Consider the following 19147-nt stretch of genomic DNA (forward strand, 5'->3'; position numbering starts at 1 on the left):
CGGTCACCCCGCATGGAGATGGACGCCGTCCAGTGAAGATCGATCTTGTCGTCGTGGGTGCCGGGTTCTTCGGCCTCACCGTCGCCGAACGGTGCGCGGCCGAACTGGGTCTGCGGGTGCTCGTGCTCGAACGCCGCGACCACATCGGAGGCAACGCCTACAGCGAGCCGGAGCCGGAGACCGGGATCGAAGTCCACCGCTACGGTGCGCACCTGTTCCACACCTCCAACGAGCGGGTGTGGGAGTACGCCAACAGGTTCACGGCCTTCACGCCCTACCAGCACCGGGTCTTCTCGACGTTCAAGGGCCGGGTCTACCCGATGCCCATCAACCTCGGCACGATCTGCGAATACTTCGGCCGCGCGATGTCCCCGGACGAGGCCCGAGCCCTCATCGCCCGGCAGGCGGAGGAGGGATCGGCGGACGGCGGCCCGCGCAACCTGGAGGAGAAGGCGATCTCGCTCATCGGGCGCCCGCTGTACGAGGCGTTCGTACGGGGATACACCGCGAAGCAATGGCAGACCGACCCGAAGGACCTCCCCCCGGAGATCATCACCCGGCTGCCGGTGCGGTACACCTTCGACAACCGGTACTTCAACGACACGTACGAAGGCCTTCCTGTCGACGGCTACACGGCGTGGCTGGAACGCATGGCCGACCATCCGAACATCGAGGTACGGCTCGGCACCGACTTCTTCGACCGGCGGGACGACCTCGTCGGGCGGGTCCCCGTCGTCTACACCGGCCCGCTCGACCGCTACTTCGGCTACCGCGAAGGTGAACTCGGCTGGCGGACCCTCGACTTCGAGATGGAGGTCCGGCCGACCGGCGACTTCCAAGGCACGCCCGTCATGAACTACGCCGACGAGGACGTCCCGTACACCAGGATCCACGAGTTCCGGCACTTCCACCCGGAACGGGACTGGTACCCCCGCGACAAGACCGTGATCATGCGGGAGTACTCCCGGACGGCCGCGCGCGGCGACGAGCCGTACTACCCCGTCGGCACGCCGGACGATCGTGCCATGCTGCTGCGCTACCGGAGCCTCGCCCGGCGCGAGAGCGGTGTCCTGTTCGGCGGCAGGCTCGGCACCTACAAGTACCTCGACATGCACATGGCGATCGGTTCCGCGCTCAGCATGGTCGACAACCGGTTGCGGCCGCATTTCACCGGCGGCGCCCGCCTGGTCAGCGGAGGAGTGGACGAGTGACGAGGACCAACCCCTCCGGTCCGCGGGCGGACGTCCCGCTGCGCACCCTGCAGCGGGTCGTGCTGCCGGTCAGCCGGGACCTGGACGTACTGCCGCTGTACATCGACGGCCGCATGGTCCGCGGCGCGGAGGCCCTCGCGGCGGAGACCGCGGTGCGGGCCGCACCCGGGTTCCCCGAGGCGGGCGGCCGGGTCGATGAGGCAGGCCGGCGCACCGTCGTGGTCCCGGTCGGCGGCCGTGTGTCGTTCGCGACGTACTTCAACGCCTTCCCCGCCGGGTATTGGCGGCGCTGGACCCACGTGGAGGAGGCCGTCCTGCGGGTCCGGCTCCGTGGCCATGCGACCGTCGTCGTCTACCGCTCCAGCGCCAAGGGGCACGTGCACCGAGTCGCGTCCCTGACGGTGGACTCCGACACGGGGGAGGACCGCTGCTTCGACCTGTCGCTGAAGCCCTTCCTCGACGGCGGCTGGTACTGGTTCGACGTCCTGGCGGGGGAGCGCAGCGCGGTGCTGGAGCGGGCGGAGTGGTGCGCCGCCGCCGAGCAGGCGCCGCGGCAGGGCACCGCGAGCATCGGCATCACGACCTTCAACCGTCCCGTCTTCTGCGTGGACCAGCTCGTCGCGCTCGGTCGGGCGCCCGAGGTGCTCGACGTCATCGACGAGGTCTTCGTGGTCGACCAGGGCACCGACCGGATCGAGGACCATCCGGACTTCGCGGCGGCCGAGGCCGCGCTGGGCGGCCGGCTCCGGGTCATCGACCAGGGGAACCTCGGCGGCTCGGGCGGCTTCGCCCGGGCCATGGACGAGACGGTCCGGGCCGGGCGCAGCGACTACGTGCTGCTGCTCGACGACGACGTGGTGACCGAGAGCGAGGGCATCCTGCGCGCGGTCGCGTTCGCCGATCACGCCAAGACGCCGACGATCGTCGGCGGGCACATGTTCAACCTGTTCGCCCGGTCCCAGCTGCACGCGTTCGCCGAGACGATCGAGCGGTACCGCTGGTGGTGGGGCCCGGCCGCGCACACCTGGCCGGAGCACGACTTCGCGGAGAAGGGCAATGCGCTGCGTGACACGCCCTGGCTGCACCGGCGCGTCGACTCCGACTACAACGGCTGGTGGATGTGTCTGATCCCGGTGGAGACCATCGGCAAGATCGGGCTGTCCATGCCGATGTTCATCAAGTGGGACGACGCGGAGTACGGGATCCGCGCGCGGGCCGCCGGCTTCCCCACCGTCTCGCTGCCGGGCGTGGCGGCCTGGCACGTCCCGTGGCAGGACAAGGACGACGGCATCGACTGGCAGGCGTACTTCCACTGGCGCAACCGGCTGGTGACGGCGCTGCTGCACTCGCCGTACGAGCGCGGCGGCAACCTGCTCAAGGAGAGCTTCATCATCTCGGTGAAGCACGCGCTCGCGATGCAGTACTCCACCGCGGAACTCATGATCATGGCGGTGCGGGACGTGCTGTCGGGACCGGAGCACCTGCATGCGGGCATGGTCACCAAGGTGAAGGAGGTCCGCCGGATTCGGGCGGAATTCGCGGATGCGCGAGCCGCCGAGCGCATCGAGGAGTTCCCGGAGGTGCGGCGCGCCCGGCCGCCGAAGCGCGGTCGCAACCCCGGGGTCCCCAACGGCCGGTCGAAGATCATCAAGACCGCGCTGAGCAGTGCCGTCCGGCACCTCGGCCCCGTCAGCGAAGAGGCCCTGCGCAACCCGCAGGCGGCCATTCCGCACCTCGACCAGCACTGGGGGATGCTGTCGAAGTTCGACAGCGCACTCGTCTCGTCCGCGGACGGCACGAAGGTGACCTGGTACCAGCGGGACCCGAAGCGCTTCCGGTCCATCCTCAAGCGCAGCGGCCTGCTGCACGCCAGGCTCACCCGCGAGTGGGACGCGCTCGCCGTCCGCTACCGGGCGGCGGCGGACGAACTGGCGTCGCCGGAGGCATGGCGGAAGACGTTCGACGCCGCGGGGTCGGCGGGCGAATGAGCGAACGCACGGTCCCGGTCCGCGAGTTGCCGCCGCTCGTCCCACCGGGCGCCGACGGCGGGCTGCGGCGCGTGCTCAAGGACCGCTACCTGCTGCGGCTGCTCGTCCGGCGGGAGCTGAAGGCCCGCTACAAGGGCTCCCTGCTCGGCCTCGGCTGGTCCTATGTGCGCCCGGCCGTGCACTTCTCCGTCTACTTCTTCGTGGTCGGCGTCTTCCTCGGGATGGACCGCCACGTCGAGCACTTCCCGATCTACCTGTTCACCGGCATGGTGCTGGTGAACCTGTTCACCGAGACCATCCACTCGTGCACCCGCTCGGTCACCGGCAACGGCCCGCTGATCAAGAAGGTGTTCCTGCCGCGCGAGCTGTTCCCGGTCGCGTCGCTGCTGGTCTCGCTGGTGCACTTCCTGCCCGGCTTCGGGATCATGCTGGCGGGTGCGCTGACGTACGGGTGGCGTCCGTCGCCGGGGGGACTGGCCGCGGCGCTGCTCGGGTTCGCGATCATCGTTGTCCTCGGGCTCGGGATCGGGCTGCTGTTCGCCGGGATCAACGTCTTCTTCCGCGACCTGGAGCAGGTCGTGGACATCATGATGATCGTCATCACCTGGTCGGTGCCGATGATCTACCCGTGGTGGCACGTTCGCGATGAGGCGCCGTCCTGGGTGCTGGACCTGTACCTGGCGAATCCGCTCGTGTCGGCGGTGAGCCTGTTCCAGCGGGCGTTCTGGTTCCCTGGGACGCACGGCGACTTCACCTTCCCCTCGGACCTGTACGGCCGCGCCGCGATCGCCCTCGCGGTCGCCGGGCTCGTGTTCCTCGCGGGCAGCCTCGTGTTCGCGCGCGTCCAGCGGCGATTCGCCCAGGAGTTGTAGCGGCATGGCCATTCCCCCGTCGCCCGAGCCTCCCGCGGCGCCCGAGTCGATCGTCATCGACTCGGTCAGCAAGCGGTTCACCCTCCGGCACGCCAGGTCGATCCGTGAGATGACGATCCGCGCTGTCCGGCGGCAGTCCCTGTCGGAGACGTTCAACGCGCTGGACGACGTGAACCTGACGATCTACCAGGGCGAGACGGTCGCGCTGATGGGCCTGAACGGGTCGGGCAAGAGCACTCTGCTCAAACTGATCTCCGGGGTGATGCGCCCGGACGAGGGCACGGTCGCCGTGCGCGGCCGGATCGCCGGGCTGATCGATGTCGGCGCCGGGCTGCATCCCGACCTGACCGGGCGCGAGAACGTCTATCTGAACGCGGCGATCCTCGGCATGTCCGAAGCGGAGATCAAGCGGAAGTTCGACGCGATCGTGGAGTTCTCCGGTGTCGAGCGGTTCCTGGACAACCAGGTGCGGTTCTACTCCTCCGGCATGTTCATGCGCCTGGCGTTCTCGATCGCGGCGCACACGGAGCCGGACGTGTTCCTCGTCGACGAGGCGCTGGCGGTGGGCGACCCGCCGTTCCGGGAGAAGTGCCTCAAGCGCATCCGGGAACTGCGCGGCGAAGGCCGCACGATGGTGATCGTGGCGCACGACATCGAGATGCTCACCCGGCTGTGCGACCGCGGTGTGACCCTGCGCCAGGGCAGGGTGGTGTTCGACGGGGATCCTGCGGAGGCCGGCAGGCTATGGCGCCAGGACCGCCAGGCCCGCCGCCGCGCCGCCGTGCAGGCGGGCGGCAAGGGCTGACCTCTCCGCCCGCCGCCATCGCCATGGCCGGGTGTGGTCAGAGCGCGGGACTCGGGCGCCTGATCTTGTCGCAGGTGGGCGCGGTGTCCGAAATGTCGGCGGTAGCCGGTCTTTGGGGGGACTGTTCTGTTGAACGAGGCGCGGGGAGGCGAGAAGGTCTTTACCCTGGATCGTGCAGGTAACCGATTGTAGGAAACAGAACCCGGCAACCCCGAGGCGTTCCATACATTCCGCGACTCCCAGGGGTCTCTCGACGTGACGGAGATGGCGAGCGGGTCCGCGATGGCGCGGCTCACACAGGCCGACCGCGTCCATGTGGGCTGGCGCTACGCGCAGGTGCACCCCGATCCGGGGCCGCCCCCGGCCCCGCCCGAGCAGCCCGAGCGGGCTCCGCTGCCGCCCCCGGCGCGGCGGCCCGCCGAGCACATGGCCGGCCGGCCGCTGCGGATCGTGGTCGGCGGCACCGTCGTGTTCATCGTCCTGTTCCTGCTCTGCGGCCTGCTGGGGATCATCCCGTGGGCGTTCGTCGGGGTGGCGCTGCTCGCGTTCCTGCTCATCCTCGGCATCACGGGCGGCGGGCTGTGGCGGGACGAGCGGAGCGTCCGGGCGAGGATCGCGCAGGAGCGCGACGCGGCGGAGCGCCGCCGGGCCGCGCACGAGCGGGAGCGCAAGGCCGCCGAACGGGCCTACGCCGACGCGCGGGCCGACTGGGAGCGCCGGCGGGCCGCGTACGAGAGCCAGCGCGAGTGGTACCCGGTCGCCGTCCCGCCCGGAGTCGACCGGGTGGACGTCGTGGGCGGCACGCTGGCGGGATGGTCCGCGGCCGTCACCACCATGGGGGCGGCCCGGCTCGCGGTGGGCGCCCGGCTCACCGTCATCGACCTGTCCGAGGGCGCGGTCGCGCACGACCTGCTGCGGCTGGCCGCCGACCGGGGCGACGACCCGCTCGTGTGGGTGCTCCCGGCCGACCTGCCCCGGCTGGACGTCACGCGCGGCCTGAACCCCGAGGCTCTCGCGGACGTGCTCTCCCTCGTCGTCAGCGCGGGCGAGGAGGAGGGCGGCACCCGGGACCTGTCGTTCGACAACTCGATCCTGGAGCGGCTCATCGAGGTGCTCGGGCCGGAGGCGACGATCCCGCGGATCACGGCGGCGCTGCGCGTCCTCGCCCAGGTCGGCGACCCGCGCGACGACCTCCGCAAGGGCCTGCTCGACGACGCGCAGCTCGAACGCATCGCCACGCTCTTCGGACGGGACGCCACCGACCGGATCGTCGTCCGCCGCGCCTGGGCCCTGGAGGCGCAGCTCCGCAAGCTGGAGAAGCTCGCGACGGAGCCGGTCAGCCTGCCGCCGTCCAGGCTGCACGTCGTGTCGATGGACCGCCGCGCCGGCGTCCTCACCAACCGCATCCTCGGCACCTACGTGACGACGGCGCTGACCCACCGCATCCGCGAGGCCCCGCCCGGCGGGCGCTGGGACCACACGCTCTTCCTCTGCGGCGCGGAGAAGCTGCGCGGGGACGTCCTCGACCGCCTCATCGACGCCTGCGAGGCGACCGGAACCGGCCTGGTCCTGATGTACCGGTCGATCCCCGACCACGTGCGCGAGCGGCTCGGGCGCCGCGGCCACGCCGCGGTCGGGTTCATGCGGCTCGGCAACCCCGAGGACGCCCGCGTCGCCGCCGAGCACATCGGCGCGGGGCAGCCGCTGCTCGTCGCCGAGATCACCGACGCGGCGGGGGAGGCCCTGTTCGACGTCGCCGGGGAGACCTACGCCAGCACGGTCGCGTTCGCGCGCCCCCGCGGCGACGGCCTCACCGACCCCGTCTGGTCGCCGCTGCCCGCCCCCGCCGCGGACGACTCCGTCCTCGTCGAGGGCATCAGCTCCGCGACCGCGTGGGGCCGGACGGTCGCCGACCGCCGCACCGACAAGCAGCGGTTCCGCGAACTGCTCATCGAGCCGCCGCAGCTGCAGGAGCTCCCGCCGACCGCGATGGTCTTCACCCACTCCGGCGCCACCGGCCGCCGCACCCTGCTCGTGGACGCCAACCCCGGCATCATCACGCTGCCGACCGCGCATTCGGTGGAGTTCGAGGAGCATCTTCGCGAACAGCCGGAGCCGCACGCCCAGCCGGAAGAGGACGCCCCTGAGGCCCCCGCCGAGCCGGACCCGCCGGAGGTCCCGGCGCCGCGCCGCGCCCGCCACGCGCTGCCGCGCGGCGCGTCGCGCCCCGTCCGCCTGGTCCCGCCGCTGAAGCCCAACGGCCGCCACAAGGCCGACCCGCCCTCCGCACCCTGACCAGCACCCCCGTACACCTGATTTCGCGTCGGGTCAAGGGCGACTTATCTGGCCGTGGAGACACGGGCAATTGCGGCCGCCAATGGCTCTTGAAAAGCCCGATCAGATCGATTAGAGGATGCGGCGATTCGGCTCGAAGAAGTCGCTGGGGAGGCACCGCGTCGCCCAGGGTGATCTTTGCGGGTTCGGTGATTAGAGGATGACGTCCGGATCGGCGGCAATGGTTTACCGGATTCGATGTGATCTAGATCACTCCAAAAGCTTGATCTTGCCCTCTTCAACAAAGTTGATCAGCGGGTTACCTTGAGGCCGTTTTAACAACCCTTTATCCCTTTGGGGTCCATATGGGGCGTCGTGCGGCAAGTCGTGGTGCATCCGCCGTCGGTCGGCTGCCGTGTCGGCGTCCGATGCGGACGGCCCGGGTGGCGGCGCTGGCAATGGTCGCGGGATTGGTGCAGGTGCCGGCGGTAGCGGCCTTACCACAAACGACCGCCCGCGCCGATGAGCCCAAGCCCGCCGTGAAGGCGGCGGCGACCGAGCGGCGGGCGGTCGCCGCGGCGCGCGAGTCCGGGGATCCGGTGGAGATCACCTCGCGGCGGGGGGAGACCCGCACGGTGCGGGCGCTGCCCAACGGCCGGATCGAGGTCGAGCAGCACATCCAGCCGATCCGCACCCGCCAGGACGGCAAGTGGGTCGATATCGACACCTCATTGCATCGTTCCGGCGGCGCGATCGTGCCGGCCGCCACCACGGTGGGACTGCGGTTCTCCGCCGGCGGGGACGGCCCGATGGTGCAGATGACCCGGGCCGGTCACAAGCTGGCGCTGTCCTGGCCGCGGCCGCTACCCGAGCCGACCTTGGACGGCGACACCGCCGTGTATGCGGGAGTGGCCGGCCCGGATGTGGATCTGCGGTTGCGGGCGCGAGCGGACGGGTTCGCGCACGTCCTGGTGGTCAAGACCGCCGAAGCCGCCCGTGACCCGCGGGTGGCCAAGCTGGCGCTGGCGCTGTCGACCACCGATCTCACCGTCCGGCAGGGGCAGGGCGGGGTGCTGACGGCGTCTGACGCGGGGTCGGGTGCGGGGGTCTTCGAGGCGCCGGCCCCGCGCATGTGGGACTCCTCCCAGGCCCGGCCGACCAAGACCCAGGCGCGTGCCGCGGCCCCGGAAACCGATCCGGCCGGTGGCCCGGCCGAGGGCGCCAAGACGGCCCGGCTGGGTGTGGCGGTCGAGAAGGGGAGCCTCACGCTCACCCCGGACCAGGAACTGCTGACCGCGCCGGACACCACGTACCCGGTGTACATCGATCCGGTATGGACGACCAGCAAGGCGACCAGTTGGGGAATGGTGTCCTCGGGCTGGCCGAGCGAGTCGTACTACAAGTTCGACGGCAAGTCGACCGAGGGAGTGGGCCGCTGCGAGGTGGCCAAGGACCCCAACTGTGTGAAGAACCAGACCAAGCGGCTGTTCTTCAGGATGCCGCTGCCGTCGATCAAGGGCCGCTACATCCAGAACGTGGAGTTCACCGCGTACGAGACCAGCGCCTATGACTGCCACAACCCGACCTCGGTGCAGTTGTGGCGCACCACGGCGCTGCAGTCCTACGCGACGTGGAACAACACCAACTCCTCGTCGGTGTGGCTGGATCAGTTGACCTCCCGCGATGTGGCGTACTGCTCCAAGACGCCGGTGGAGTTCGGCGGGTCCAAGCTGCGGTCGCATGTGCAGGACGCGGTGAACAAGGGCTACAGCACGATCACCTTCGGGCTCAGGGCCTACAGCGAGTCCACGATGGACTGGTGGAAGCGGTTCGCCGATGACGCCTATCTGCGGGTGCAGTACAACAACCCGCCGCTGCAGCCCGACACCGACACCATGTACGCGGACCCGGGCACCAAGTGCCTGCCGTCGGGGCAGGCCAAGACGGTCAACGACATCTCCACCGTTTACGCCTACCTCAAGGACCCCGACGCCGAGGACAAGAACAAGGTGCAGGGCCAGTTCACCCTGCACTGGGCCAACAAGGCCGACGGGTCGGACTGGGGCCCCAAATGGACCTCCTCGCTGACCCCGGCCAAGACCACAGGCAGCAAATTCTCCATCAAGCTGCCCTCGACCATCCCGCAGAACACCAAGATCGGTTGGGGTGTGCGCGCCTGGGACGGCGAGCAGTGGGGCCCGTGGAGCTACGACGGTGCCCAGACCGGCTGCTACTTCTACTACAACCCCGCGGTCCCGGCGGACGCGACCATCACGTCGACCGACTATCCGGCCGATGACGCCTGGCACGGCGGCGTCGGACGGCCGGGCGCCTTCACCATCTCCGACTCCGAGGGCGTCGCCGACAGGTACGTCATCACGATGAACGACGAGCCGCCCCGGACGGTGACCACCACGAACGGTGCGCCGCGGGAGGTGCTGGTCGCCCCGACCCGTTCGGGCCCCAACGTCCTGACCGTGCAGGCGTTCGCCCCGTCCAACCAGAACGGCTCCACGGTCTCCTACGAGTTCCTCGCCAACGGCGGCAGCGACCCCGTGGCCGCGTTCACGATGGACGAAGGCGCCGGGTCGGCCGAGGCGACCTCGACCGGCCCGGGACGGCCGGCCTGGCTGCACGGGGGCGCGACGCTGGGCGGAGAGGGCAAGAGCGGCACCGCGCTGACACTGGACGGCGCCGCCGGGTACGCCGAGAGCACGCTTCCGATCGTGGACACCACGCAGAGCTTCACGGTCTCGGCGTGGGCGAAGCCGGACCAGACGAAGATCGGTGACCTGCTGGCGCAGCTCGGCACCTACCAGGCCGGCTTCTACCTGGGCATGGAGCCCGACGGGCACGCCGTGCTCAAGTGGCCGACCACCGATACGAACGACGGCGGCGGCGTCTGGCAGACGGCGACGGACGACGCGCCGCTGCCCCTCGGGCAGTGGAGCCACCTGATCGGTGTGTACGACAAGAGCGCCGGTCAGACGCGGCTCTACGTGAACGGCGAGCTCCGGGCGACCAGGAACGGGGTCACGCCGCTGGAGGCCCACGGCACGCTGCAGATCGGCCGGAGCCTCTACAACGGCTTCGTCGTGAACCACTGGCCTGGCTCGATCGATGACGTGCGGGTCTTCAGCCAGGCCCTGTCGGACGCGCAGGCCCAGCAGCTTGCGGGGGGAACAATCCCCACGGGAGCGGGCCTGGTGGCGGACTGGAACATGGACGAACCCGCGGGCAACCCCGGGGTGTTCAGCCCGGTCGCGCCATGGAAGGCGACCCTCCACAATGGAGCCGCCCTCGGAGCGCCGGGGCAGGTGAATACGGCACTGCAGCTGGACAACACCTCCCAGCAATATGCGGCGACCGAACGGCCTGTGATCAACACCCTGCGCAGTTTCGCGGTGTCCGCGTGGGTGAGAGCGGACGGGACGGCGACGTCCCCCACGAGGAACTTCACCGCCGTGTCCGTGCGCGGTGCGTCCAAGAGCGGCTTCTACCTCAAGTACGTCGAGGCGACCGGCCGATGGGTGTTCGCCCGGACGGCAGAGGACAGCGATGACCCGGGCTGGTACCAGGCCACCTCCAAGGATCCCGCGCAAACCGATGAGTGGACGCACCTGGTCGGCGTGTACGACGACATCTCCAAACGGCTGCGGATCTACGTCAACGGTGAGCGGGGCACCGACAGCGCAGAGGTGTCCTCACGCTGGCTCGCCACTGGCGGACTGGAGATCGGACGTGGTCAGTGGGGCGGCAATCCGGTCGACCACTGGGCGGGCCAGATCGACGACGTCAGGGTCTACGACCGGATCGTGAGTGACCAGGAATCCGAGGCGATGGTCACCCAGCATCCCGTCCTCAAGGCTCGGTGGCTCTTGAACACGGACGGTTCAGGTGAGACCAAGAACGGTGCGGCGCCCGCGCTCGTGCTGCACAACGGCGCGTTCATCGACCCCACGGCGGGATTCAAGGAATGGGGGTCGGTCGCCGGGTTGAAGCTGGATCCGGCGCAGAAGGCGTTCGCCGAAACCACCGACCCGGTGGTGGAGACGGACGAGAGCTTCACGATCGCCGGTTGGGTCCGCAACGCCGGGCGGCCGCCGCAGCCGGCCACCGTGTTCTCCCAGCCGGGCGCCGCCACGAACGCCTTCGCGCTGCGTTACGTGCCGGGCGAGGATCCGGAGGAGCAGGGCGGCTGGCAGGTCGTGATGCACAACTCCGACGACGCCGGCGCTCCGGCGTTCACGGCGTCGCATTCCGGGTTCACCCCGCAGGACTGGTCGCATGTGGCGGTGGTCTACGACGCGCTGCGCGACCGGGTCAGCCTGTACGTCGACGGGCAGCTGGAGCAGACCGCCGACGGCGTGTCGCAGGAAAAGGGAGTCGTGGCCTTCGAAGCGAAGGACCACGGCGGTCTCCAGGTGGGCCGCACCAAGTTCGGCGCGACCGACGGCAACGGCACCGAGTACTGGTCCGATGCGGTCGATGATCTGTGGGCCTACCAGGGTGCGCTGACCACCGAACAGGTGCAGATGCTGGCCGGCGGTATCGAACTGCCCACCGAGGACGGCCCCTAGCAATCGCTCAGGTCCGCTGCCCCACGCGCGTGGGGCAGCGGACCAAACCGACCCCTTTGCCGATTTCTCTTCTGCTGATCGTGCGCTTCCCGTCCCGGCGGGGGCGGTGGCGATGGAGGACGTCGTGAACGCAGGCCGCAAGAGGCTGGTGCTGGGATCGCACCGGACGGTGACCACGGTCGCCGCCGCGACGGCGGTGGTGCTGACGGCCGGGCTGCTGTCGGCGTCGCCGGCGCTCGCCGACCCGCCCAACTCCGACCGTCCCAAGGTCGCCTCCCATGAGAAGCCGGTGCCGGGCCATGACCTGAAGGTCCGGCCTCGCAAGAAGGATCCGGCACAACCGGCGCCTGCGGCCAAAGCGGCATGGCCGAGCCCGGGCGCCGCCGAGGTCGACGTCCCCTCCGGCGGCAAGAACGACGGGACACACGCGGGCAAGCTGCCGATTCAGGTGCTGCCGCCCGGCAAGCCACTGCGCGCGGCGCGAGCGGTGCCCGCAGCGGGCCGGGTGCGGGTGCAGCTCCTTGACCGGCAGACTACCCAGCGACTCGGGGTGGACGGCCTGGCCTTCACGGTGGCACGCACCGACGCCACCACACCGGGCCGGGCGAAGGTACGGCTCGACTATTCCAAGTTCGCGCAGGCGTTCGGCGGCGCCTACGGCGCGCGGCTACGCCTCACGCAGTTGCCGCAATGCGCCCTGATCACACCGGACAAGCCGGAATGCCGTACCGGCGAGCCGGTGACCACCGACAACAACGCGGCCGCCAAGACTCTGACCGCCGAGGTGGAGGCAGCCCCGGCCGCCACCGCCAGTGCGCGGACGGCGGCGGCCGGGCAAAATGCGACATTGCTGGTCGCCTCCGCCGAATCCGACAGTTCCCAGGGCGACTACAAGGCCACCTCCCTGAAGGCGTCGGCCACCTGGAAGACCGGTGGTGACTCTGGTGATTTCACCTGGTCGTATCCGATGCGCGTTCCGCCCGTTCCCGGCGAGTTGACGCCGAAGGTAGCGATCTCCTACTCCTCGGCGAGTGTGGACGGCAAGACCGCCAACACCAATGGTCAGCCGTCGTGGGTCGGTGAGGGGTTCTCCCTGTGGCCCGGCTATATCGAGCGGCGCTACAAGGCGTGTGAGGACGACGGGGCACCCGAGGACGAGTGGGGGAACTCGCCGGCAGATCAGTGCTGGGGCTACGACAACGCCACCGTCACCTGGGGCGGCAAGGGCGGAGAGCTGATCAAGACCGCCGACGGCTCTTGGCGGACGAAGAACGACGACGGCACCAAGTTCGAGAGGCTCACCGACTCGTCCAATGGCAACGGTGACGACAACGGCGAGTACTGGCGGGCCACCACCAGCGACGGCACCCAGTACTACTTCGGATTGAACCGCCTTCCAGGCTGGACCAGCGGCAAACCGGAAACCGGCTCGACCTGGACGTCCCCGGTGTTCGGCGACGACTCCGGGGAGCCCTGCCACAAGTCGACCTTCGCCGCCTCCTGGTGCCAGCAGGCGTACCGCTGGAACCTGGACTATGTCGTCGACCCGTCCGGCAACGCGATCAACTACACCTACGGCCAGGAGATCAACCACTACGGCCGCAACCTCAAGGCCGAGGACGAGACCCCCTACGTGCGCGGCGGGTATCTGAAGACCATCTCCTACGGGCTCCGTAAGGACGCGCTGTTCGCCAAGCCGCCCGCCCAGGTCACCTTCACCACCTCCGAGCGCTGCATCCCGGACGCGACCTTCGACTGCGACCCGGCCAAGATCGGCGACAACCCCGACAAGTGGTGGGACGTCCCGTGGGACCTGCACTGCGACTCCGGCCAGGAGTGCAAGGACACCCACGGCACCCTGTCGCCGACCTTCTGGTCCCGCAAGCGCCTGACCAACGTCACTACGCAGATCCTCAAGCCCGATGGCTCGGGCTACCGTCCGGTGGATTCGTGGTCGCTGGACCACGAGTGGAAGCTGGCCGACGTCGAGCGTGACCTGGTCCTGAAGGAGATCTCCCACACCGGTCAGGCTTCGACCGACGGAAGCGACCCGGTGACGCTGCCGAAGGTCACGTTCAACCACATCCAGTTGCCGAACCGGCTGGACAAGACCGGCGACGACATCCTGTCCTACGTCCGCTACCGGCTCGGCGCCATCTACGACGAGTCCGGCGGCCAGATCGACATCTCCTACTCCGACCCCGACTGCTCGCTGAGCGATCTGCCGACGCCCGAGACGAACACGACCCGGTGCATGCCGGTGATCTGGACGCCGCCTGGACGCGAGGACCCGATCACCGACTGGTTCCACAAGTACGTGGTCACCAGCGTGATCCAGACCGACCGCACCGGGCTGGCGCCGGACATGGCCACCAGGTACGAGTACCTGGGCGGCGCGGCCTGGCATTTCGACGACGATGACGGGTTGACCAAGGAGAAGGAGAAGACCTGGTCGCAGTGGCGCGGTTATGGCCACGTCCGCACCCGCACCGGCGACTTCGATAATCCGGCCACCCAGACCGACACCTACTACATGCGGGGCATGGACGGGGACCGGAAGACCACGTCCGGTGGAGAGAAGAGCGTCACCGTCTCCGACGGCGAGGGCGGCACCTACACCGACCATGACGCCCTGGCCGGGTTCACACTCAAAACCGTCCAGTACACCGCGCCCGGCGGTAGCGTCCACAGCAAGACCGTCAACACCCCGTGGCGGGTGCAGACCGCCTCACGCACCCGCTCGTGGGGGACCACCACTGCCAACGTCGTCCGGACCGACACGTCCCGCACCTGGACGGCCAAGGACGGTGGCGGCTTGACGGAGACCAAGACCGACACCGACTACGCCGGTTCCGGTGCGGGCGTCGGGCGGGTCACTTCCGTCAACGACCTGGGCGATGTCGCCACGGCGGCCGATGACAAGTGCACCCGCACCACCTATGCCGACAACACCGGCAAGTGGATGGTGGCCTTCCCGTCCCGGGTGGAGACCGTCTCGGTCGCCTGCACCGCGACGCCCGACCGTCCCGCCCAGGTCGTCTCCGACCTGCGCACCTATTACGACAACGGCGGCTTCGGGGACGCCCCGTCCATGGGCCGCGCCACCAAGCTCGAAGAGGCGGCCGGGTACGACGGCGGCACCCCGACGTACGTGACGAAGTCCAAGACCACCTACGACTCTGTCGGACGAGAGACGCGGGTGGAGGACGCGCTGGGGCAGGCCACCACGACCGCCTACACCGACACCCGCGGCCTGACCACCGGCACGCAGACGACCACGCCGCCGGCCACACCGGGCGACGCGTCCACGGCACTGACCACCGTCCAGGTACTGGACCCGGCCTGGGGGGTGCCGACCCGCATCACCGACGCCAACGGGCGGCACACCGACCTGGTCTATGACGGGCTGGGCCGGCTGACCCAGGTGTGGCTGCCCAACCGATCCAAGGGCAGCAACCCGCACCCCAACTACGAGCTCGAGTACCAGGTGGCCGGGGGCCAGATCGCCGCGGTCACCACCAAGACCGTCACCGCGACCGGCGGGCAGCGGATCGCCAAGATCGAACTGCTGGACGGGTGGCTGCGGCCACGGCAGACCCAGGCGCCGGGCCCGGACGGCCGACTGATCAGCGACACCTTCTACGACGAGCGCGGCCAGGTCGTCAAGTCCTATGCCCCCTACTCCGCGGCCGGTGATCCGGAGACCACCCTGTTCGGGGTCGGCACCCCCGGCAATGTCGAGACCCAGACCCGCACCGAGTACGACGGGCTGGGCCGCAAGACCGTCGAGAAGCTCACCAAGGGCAATGGGTCGCAGCCCGAGCAGGAGCTGTGGCGTACCACCTATTCCTATGGCGGCGGTAACCGCGTCTCGGTCACCCCGCCCGACGGCGGCACCCCCACCGCCGAGATCACCAACGCCCGGGGGCAGGTGATCGAACGCCGCCAGTACAAGGCTGCCACCCCCACCGGCGACTATGACGCCGCGACCTACACCTACACCCCGGCCGGGGAGATCGCCTCGGTCACCGACCCGTCCGGCAACACCTTCACCACCACCTACGACCTCCGCGGACGCAAGACCAGGACCACCGACCCCGACAAGGGCACCACCACCTTCACCTACAACGACCTGGACCAGGTCACCTCCACCACCGACGCCCGCGGCAAGAAGGTCTTCACCGACTACGACGGGCTGGGCCGCGAGACCGCCACCCACGAAGGGACGGCCGACGGACCGCTGCTGACGTCGTTCACCTACGACACCGCGGTCGGCGGCAAGGGCGAGCTGGCCAAGTCGATCCGCCACCACGACGGCGCGCAGTACATCAACCAGGTGCGCGGCTACGACGAGCTCGGACGTGTCGAGGCGGCCAGCGTCACCATCCCCGCGCAGCAGGGCGTGCTGGCGGGCACCTACCTGTACACGAAGGCCTACAACCTGGACGGCACCGTCCAGAGCGAGACTCCCGTCGTCGCCGGAGGACTGCCCTACGAGACCGTCGCTCACACCTACGACACCTGGCAGCGGCCCATCCGCATGGCCAGCACCAAGGGCACCTACGTCAACGACACCGTCTACACCGCCACCGGCAAGCCACTCATCCTCGAACTCGGTGACGAACCCAGACGCGTCTGGGAGACCTTCGCCTACCAGTACGGCACCCAGCGCCTGGCCACCGCGAAAACCCTGCGGGAAGGCATCAACGGGAACGATCGGTACGCCACCTACCATTACACCGATTCCGGCACCATCACCTCCATCACTGATGATTCCCGTGACGGCGTCGACAACCAGTGCTTCACCTACGACCACCTGCAGCGCCTCACCCAAGCATGGACGCAGGGCACCACCAGCGCCTGCGCGGCCGAACCCACCGACACGCTGATCGGCGGCCCGGCGCCGTACTGGCAGAGCTTCACCTACGACAAGGCCGGCAACCGCACCGGCGAAACCCGCCATGGCCTCGACGGCGCCGCCGACACCACCCGCACCTACACCTACGCCCCCGCCGGGCAGGGCAACCGCCTCCAGCAGACCAGCCAGACGGGACCCGCCGGGCAGCGCACCGACAGCTACGCCTACGACGCAATCGGCAACACCACCGCCGTCCAGACCGCCGACGGCAGCCCCACCACCTCGACGCAGACCTTCGAGTGGGACACCGAAGGGGAACTGACCAAGGTCACCGAGAACGGCAGCGACGAAACCTACATCTACGACGCCGACGGCAACCGCCTGATCCGCAAGGACCCCGCCGGTGCCACCCTCTATCTGCCGGACGGTACCGAACTGCGCGCCCTCAACGGCGCCTCCACCACCACCGGCACCCGCTACTACAGCTTCGCCGGCAAGACCGTCGCAATGCGCGCCTCGAACGGCCCCGTCACGTACCTGACCAGCGACCACCAGGGCACCGGTCAAGTCGCCGTGAACTCCGCCACCATGGCGAGCACGACCCGCCGCTTCACCCCGTTCGGCGCGATCCGCGGCTTCGACGAAAACGCGACCTGGCCGAACGACAAGGGCTTCGTCGGCGGCACCCAGGACACCACGGGCCTCACCCACCTCGGCGCCCGTGAATACGACCCCGACACCGGCCGGTTCCTCACCGTCGATCCCGTCTTCGACTTCGCCGACCCGCAATCGTGGAACGGATACGGCTACGCCGGGGGATCACCGGTCACCTTCAGCGATCCCGATGGACTGACCAGATGCGACGTGGGCGCCTGCCCCACCCCCTGGCAGAACGTCCACGGGCCCAATTTCTGCGAAACACATAACTGCCACCAGAGGGGCGAACCTTACAACGGACCGGCGTGGGCCGACCCCGATAACAACCCTTACAGCGGGCAGAACGGCCGGTACGACCGGCGGAATTATAACCGAGCTCAGAACTACCTCAAACGCCACCCGAGACTCGCCCAACAGCTCTCCGCCCAACGCATGGCTGAGCGAATCGCCTGGCAAAAGGAAATCCACAAGCGGCTTGCGGCAAGGGCCGCCGCACTGCGCGCACAACAAAACTCCTGTCATGGCTGGAAATGCGGATTCCAAAAGGCCGCCGGCGTCCTCGGCGTCGTCAGCACGATAGCCGGAGCCATTCCATTGTGCACGGCGTGCCAGGCGGTCTCGGTCGGGCTCGGGCTCGCCTCGGCGGGGTTGTACGCAGTGACCGGTGACTGGGGAATGGCCGCGAAACAGCTAGGATCGACCGCGATCGGATTGGTCGCCGGCGGCACGGGCCTTGGCATGATACGAACTTTCGGGAAGTTCGGAAGGATGCACAAGTACATGTCGTCGCCGTCAAAGATCCGCCGCGCGTACGGATACGGCCGGACCATGCTGAATCACGGAGGTGCGGTCGGCAGTTTCCAGAAGGCCGCGCGAGGGGCCGGGCGAGGCAAGGCGTTCCAAATATACTGGGGAGCCAAAATCCAGTGGTCCGGCACCGCATTGGGAATGGCGGCGACTTCATGAAAGGTGTATGATCCCGCGGGACTGGAGGCGGCATGGCACTGATCGCGGCGATCTCGGCCCTCGCGCTCGTCATCGCGCTCACGCTGAGGGATCGCAAGCTGCTCGGCCACGGCGGCACGGCTGCCGCCGTCATGATGTGGGTGGCGGCCCCGATGGCATTGCTGATCAAGCTCAAGTGGTACGGCTGGTCGGCCGAGAAGACTCTCTGGTCCACTGCGGCACTGCTCATGTGGGTGATCGTATGTGGCACGGGAAGGCCCGGCATCTTGCTCTCAACGCTCTTCATGGATGAGCCTGATGTGCCGCAGAATGTACTCCTGAGATCCTTCATCGGGCAGGCCGTCCTGATAATTGGCATCATCGTATTCGTAGCTGTCGACGCCTTTGCGTAGATGTGAGAGTAGGCATTCAGCTCTGGCGCAGGGCGTGGCGGCGGGTCGGTGTTAGCGACGGTTCGTCACTTTAATCATTGTTGTTCGCCATGATGTGATCTTTGTGTGTCGGGGCTGGATGATCTGGGTGAGGTTGGGGGCAATTTCGCCTCCTTACCGACCCGGATGCCCCACTGTATAGTGTCGGATCGGGTATCAGCGCGAGTTGAAGTATTCAAGGGCCAAGGGCTGTGCGAAACGCCCCGACGACCTCATCAGCGAATGCCTGCACTACACCGGCGAACGCATCCCTACTCAAGTCGAGACTCCTTCGGCGCACACGACAGGACCCCGCTATCGGACGCGAATCAGGCGCCAGTGGCCATCATCGCCCCTCTCCACCCGAGTCGGACCAAGTGGTTCCGCTCATGCGCACCGCGAATGCCCGCGAGTGGAATGCGGGGTAACCAGGCTCTTCGCAATCGAGGGTGTGGTGGGGGCTGGCGCGTCGGTCCGGGGATAGAGGTCGAGGTCTCCCGAGGATGGAGGTTCCTACGCCAGCCAT

8 protein-coding genes are annotated in these 19147 nt (G+C 68.8%); all 8 read left to right on the plus strand.

Annotated features, from left to right (window positions below):
- Positions 1-32: 32 nt before the first annotated feature.
- The 8 genes from glf to ABTW95_RS26145 all read left to right on the plus strand — a co-directional run bounded on the left by glf (position 33) and on the right by ABTW95_RS26145 (position 18603).
- Positions 33-1211, plus strand: a complete 1179-nt coding sequence (gene glf, locus ABTW95_RS26110) for a UDP-galactopyranose mutase (protein WP_500227656.1) — start codon at positions 33-35, stop codon at positions 1209-1211.
- Positions 1208-3199, plus strand: coding sequence for a glycosyltransferase (locus tag ABTW95_RS26115; protein WP_500227657.1), 1992 nt, complete (start codon positions 1208-1210; stop codon positions 3197-3199). Before glf ends, ABTW95_RS26115 begins: the two co-directional genes overlap by 4 nt.
- Positions 3196-4071, plus strand: a complete 876-nt coding sequence (locus ABTW95_RS26120) for an ABC transporter permease (RefSeq protein WP_500227658.1) — start codon at positions 3196-3198, stop codon at positions 4069-4071. Before ABTW95_RS26115 ends, ABTW95_RS26120 begins: the two co-directional genes overlap by 4 nt.
- Positions 4072-4075: 4 nt before the next feature.
- Entirely contained in the window at positions 4076-4876 is an 801-nt protein-coding gene (locus ABTW95_RS26125) for an ABC transporter ATP-binding protein (RefSeq protein ID WP_500227659.1), read from the plus strand.
- A 264-nt stretch (positions 4877-5140) separates the two neighbouring features.
- Positions 5141-7171, plus strand: coding sequence for a hypothetical protein (locus ABTW95_RS26130; RefSeq protein ID WP_396445999.1), 2031 nt, complete (start codon positions 5141-5143; stop codon positions 7169-7171).
- Positions 7172-7593: 422 nt separating this feature from the next.
- Positions 7594-11730, plus strand: coding sequence for a LamG domain-containing protein (locus tag ABTW95_RS26135; protein ID WP_500227660.1), 4137 nt, complete (start codon positions 7594-7596; stop codon positions 11728-11730).
- 112 nt (positions 11731-11842) lie between these two features.
- Positions 11843-18211, plus strand: a complete 6369-nt coding sequence (locus ABTW95_RS26140; protein ID WP_500227662.1) for an RHS repeat domain-containing protein — start codon at positions 11843-11845, stop codon at positions 18209-18211.
- A gap of 32 nt (positions 18212-18243) precedes the next feature.
- Entirely contained in the window at positions 18244-18603 is a 360-nt protein-coding gene (locus tag ABTW95_RS26145; protein ID WP_396446002.1) for a hypothetical protein, read from the plus strand.
- The last annotated feature ends 544 nt before the right edge of the window (positions 18604-19147 follow it).

It is taken from the genome of Spirillospora sp. NPDC127506 (genome assembly GCF_040302145.1).
Lineage (GTDB): Bacteria > Actinomycetota > Actinomycetes > Streptosporangiales > Streptosporangiaceae > Spirillospora.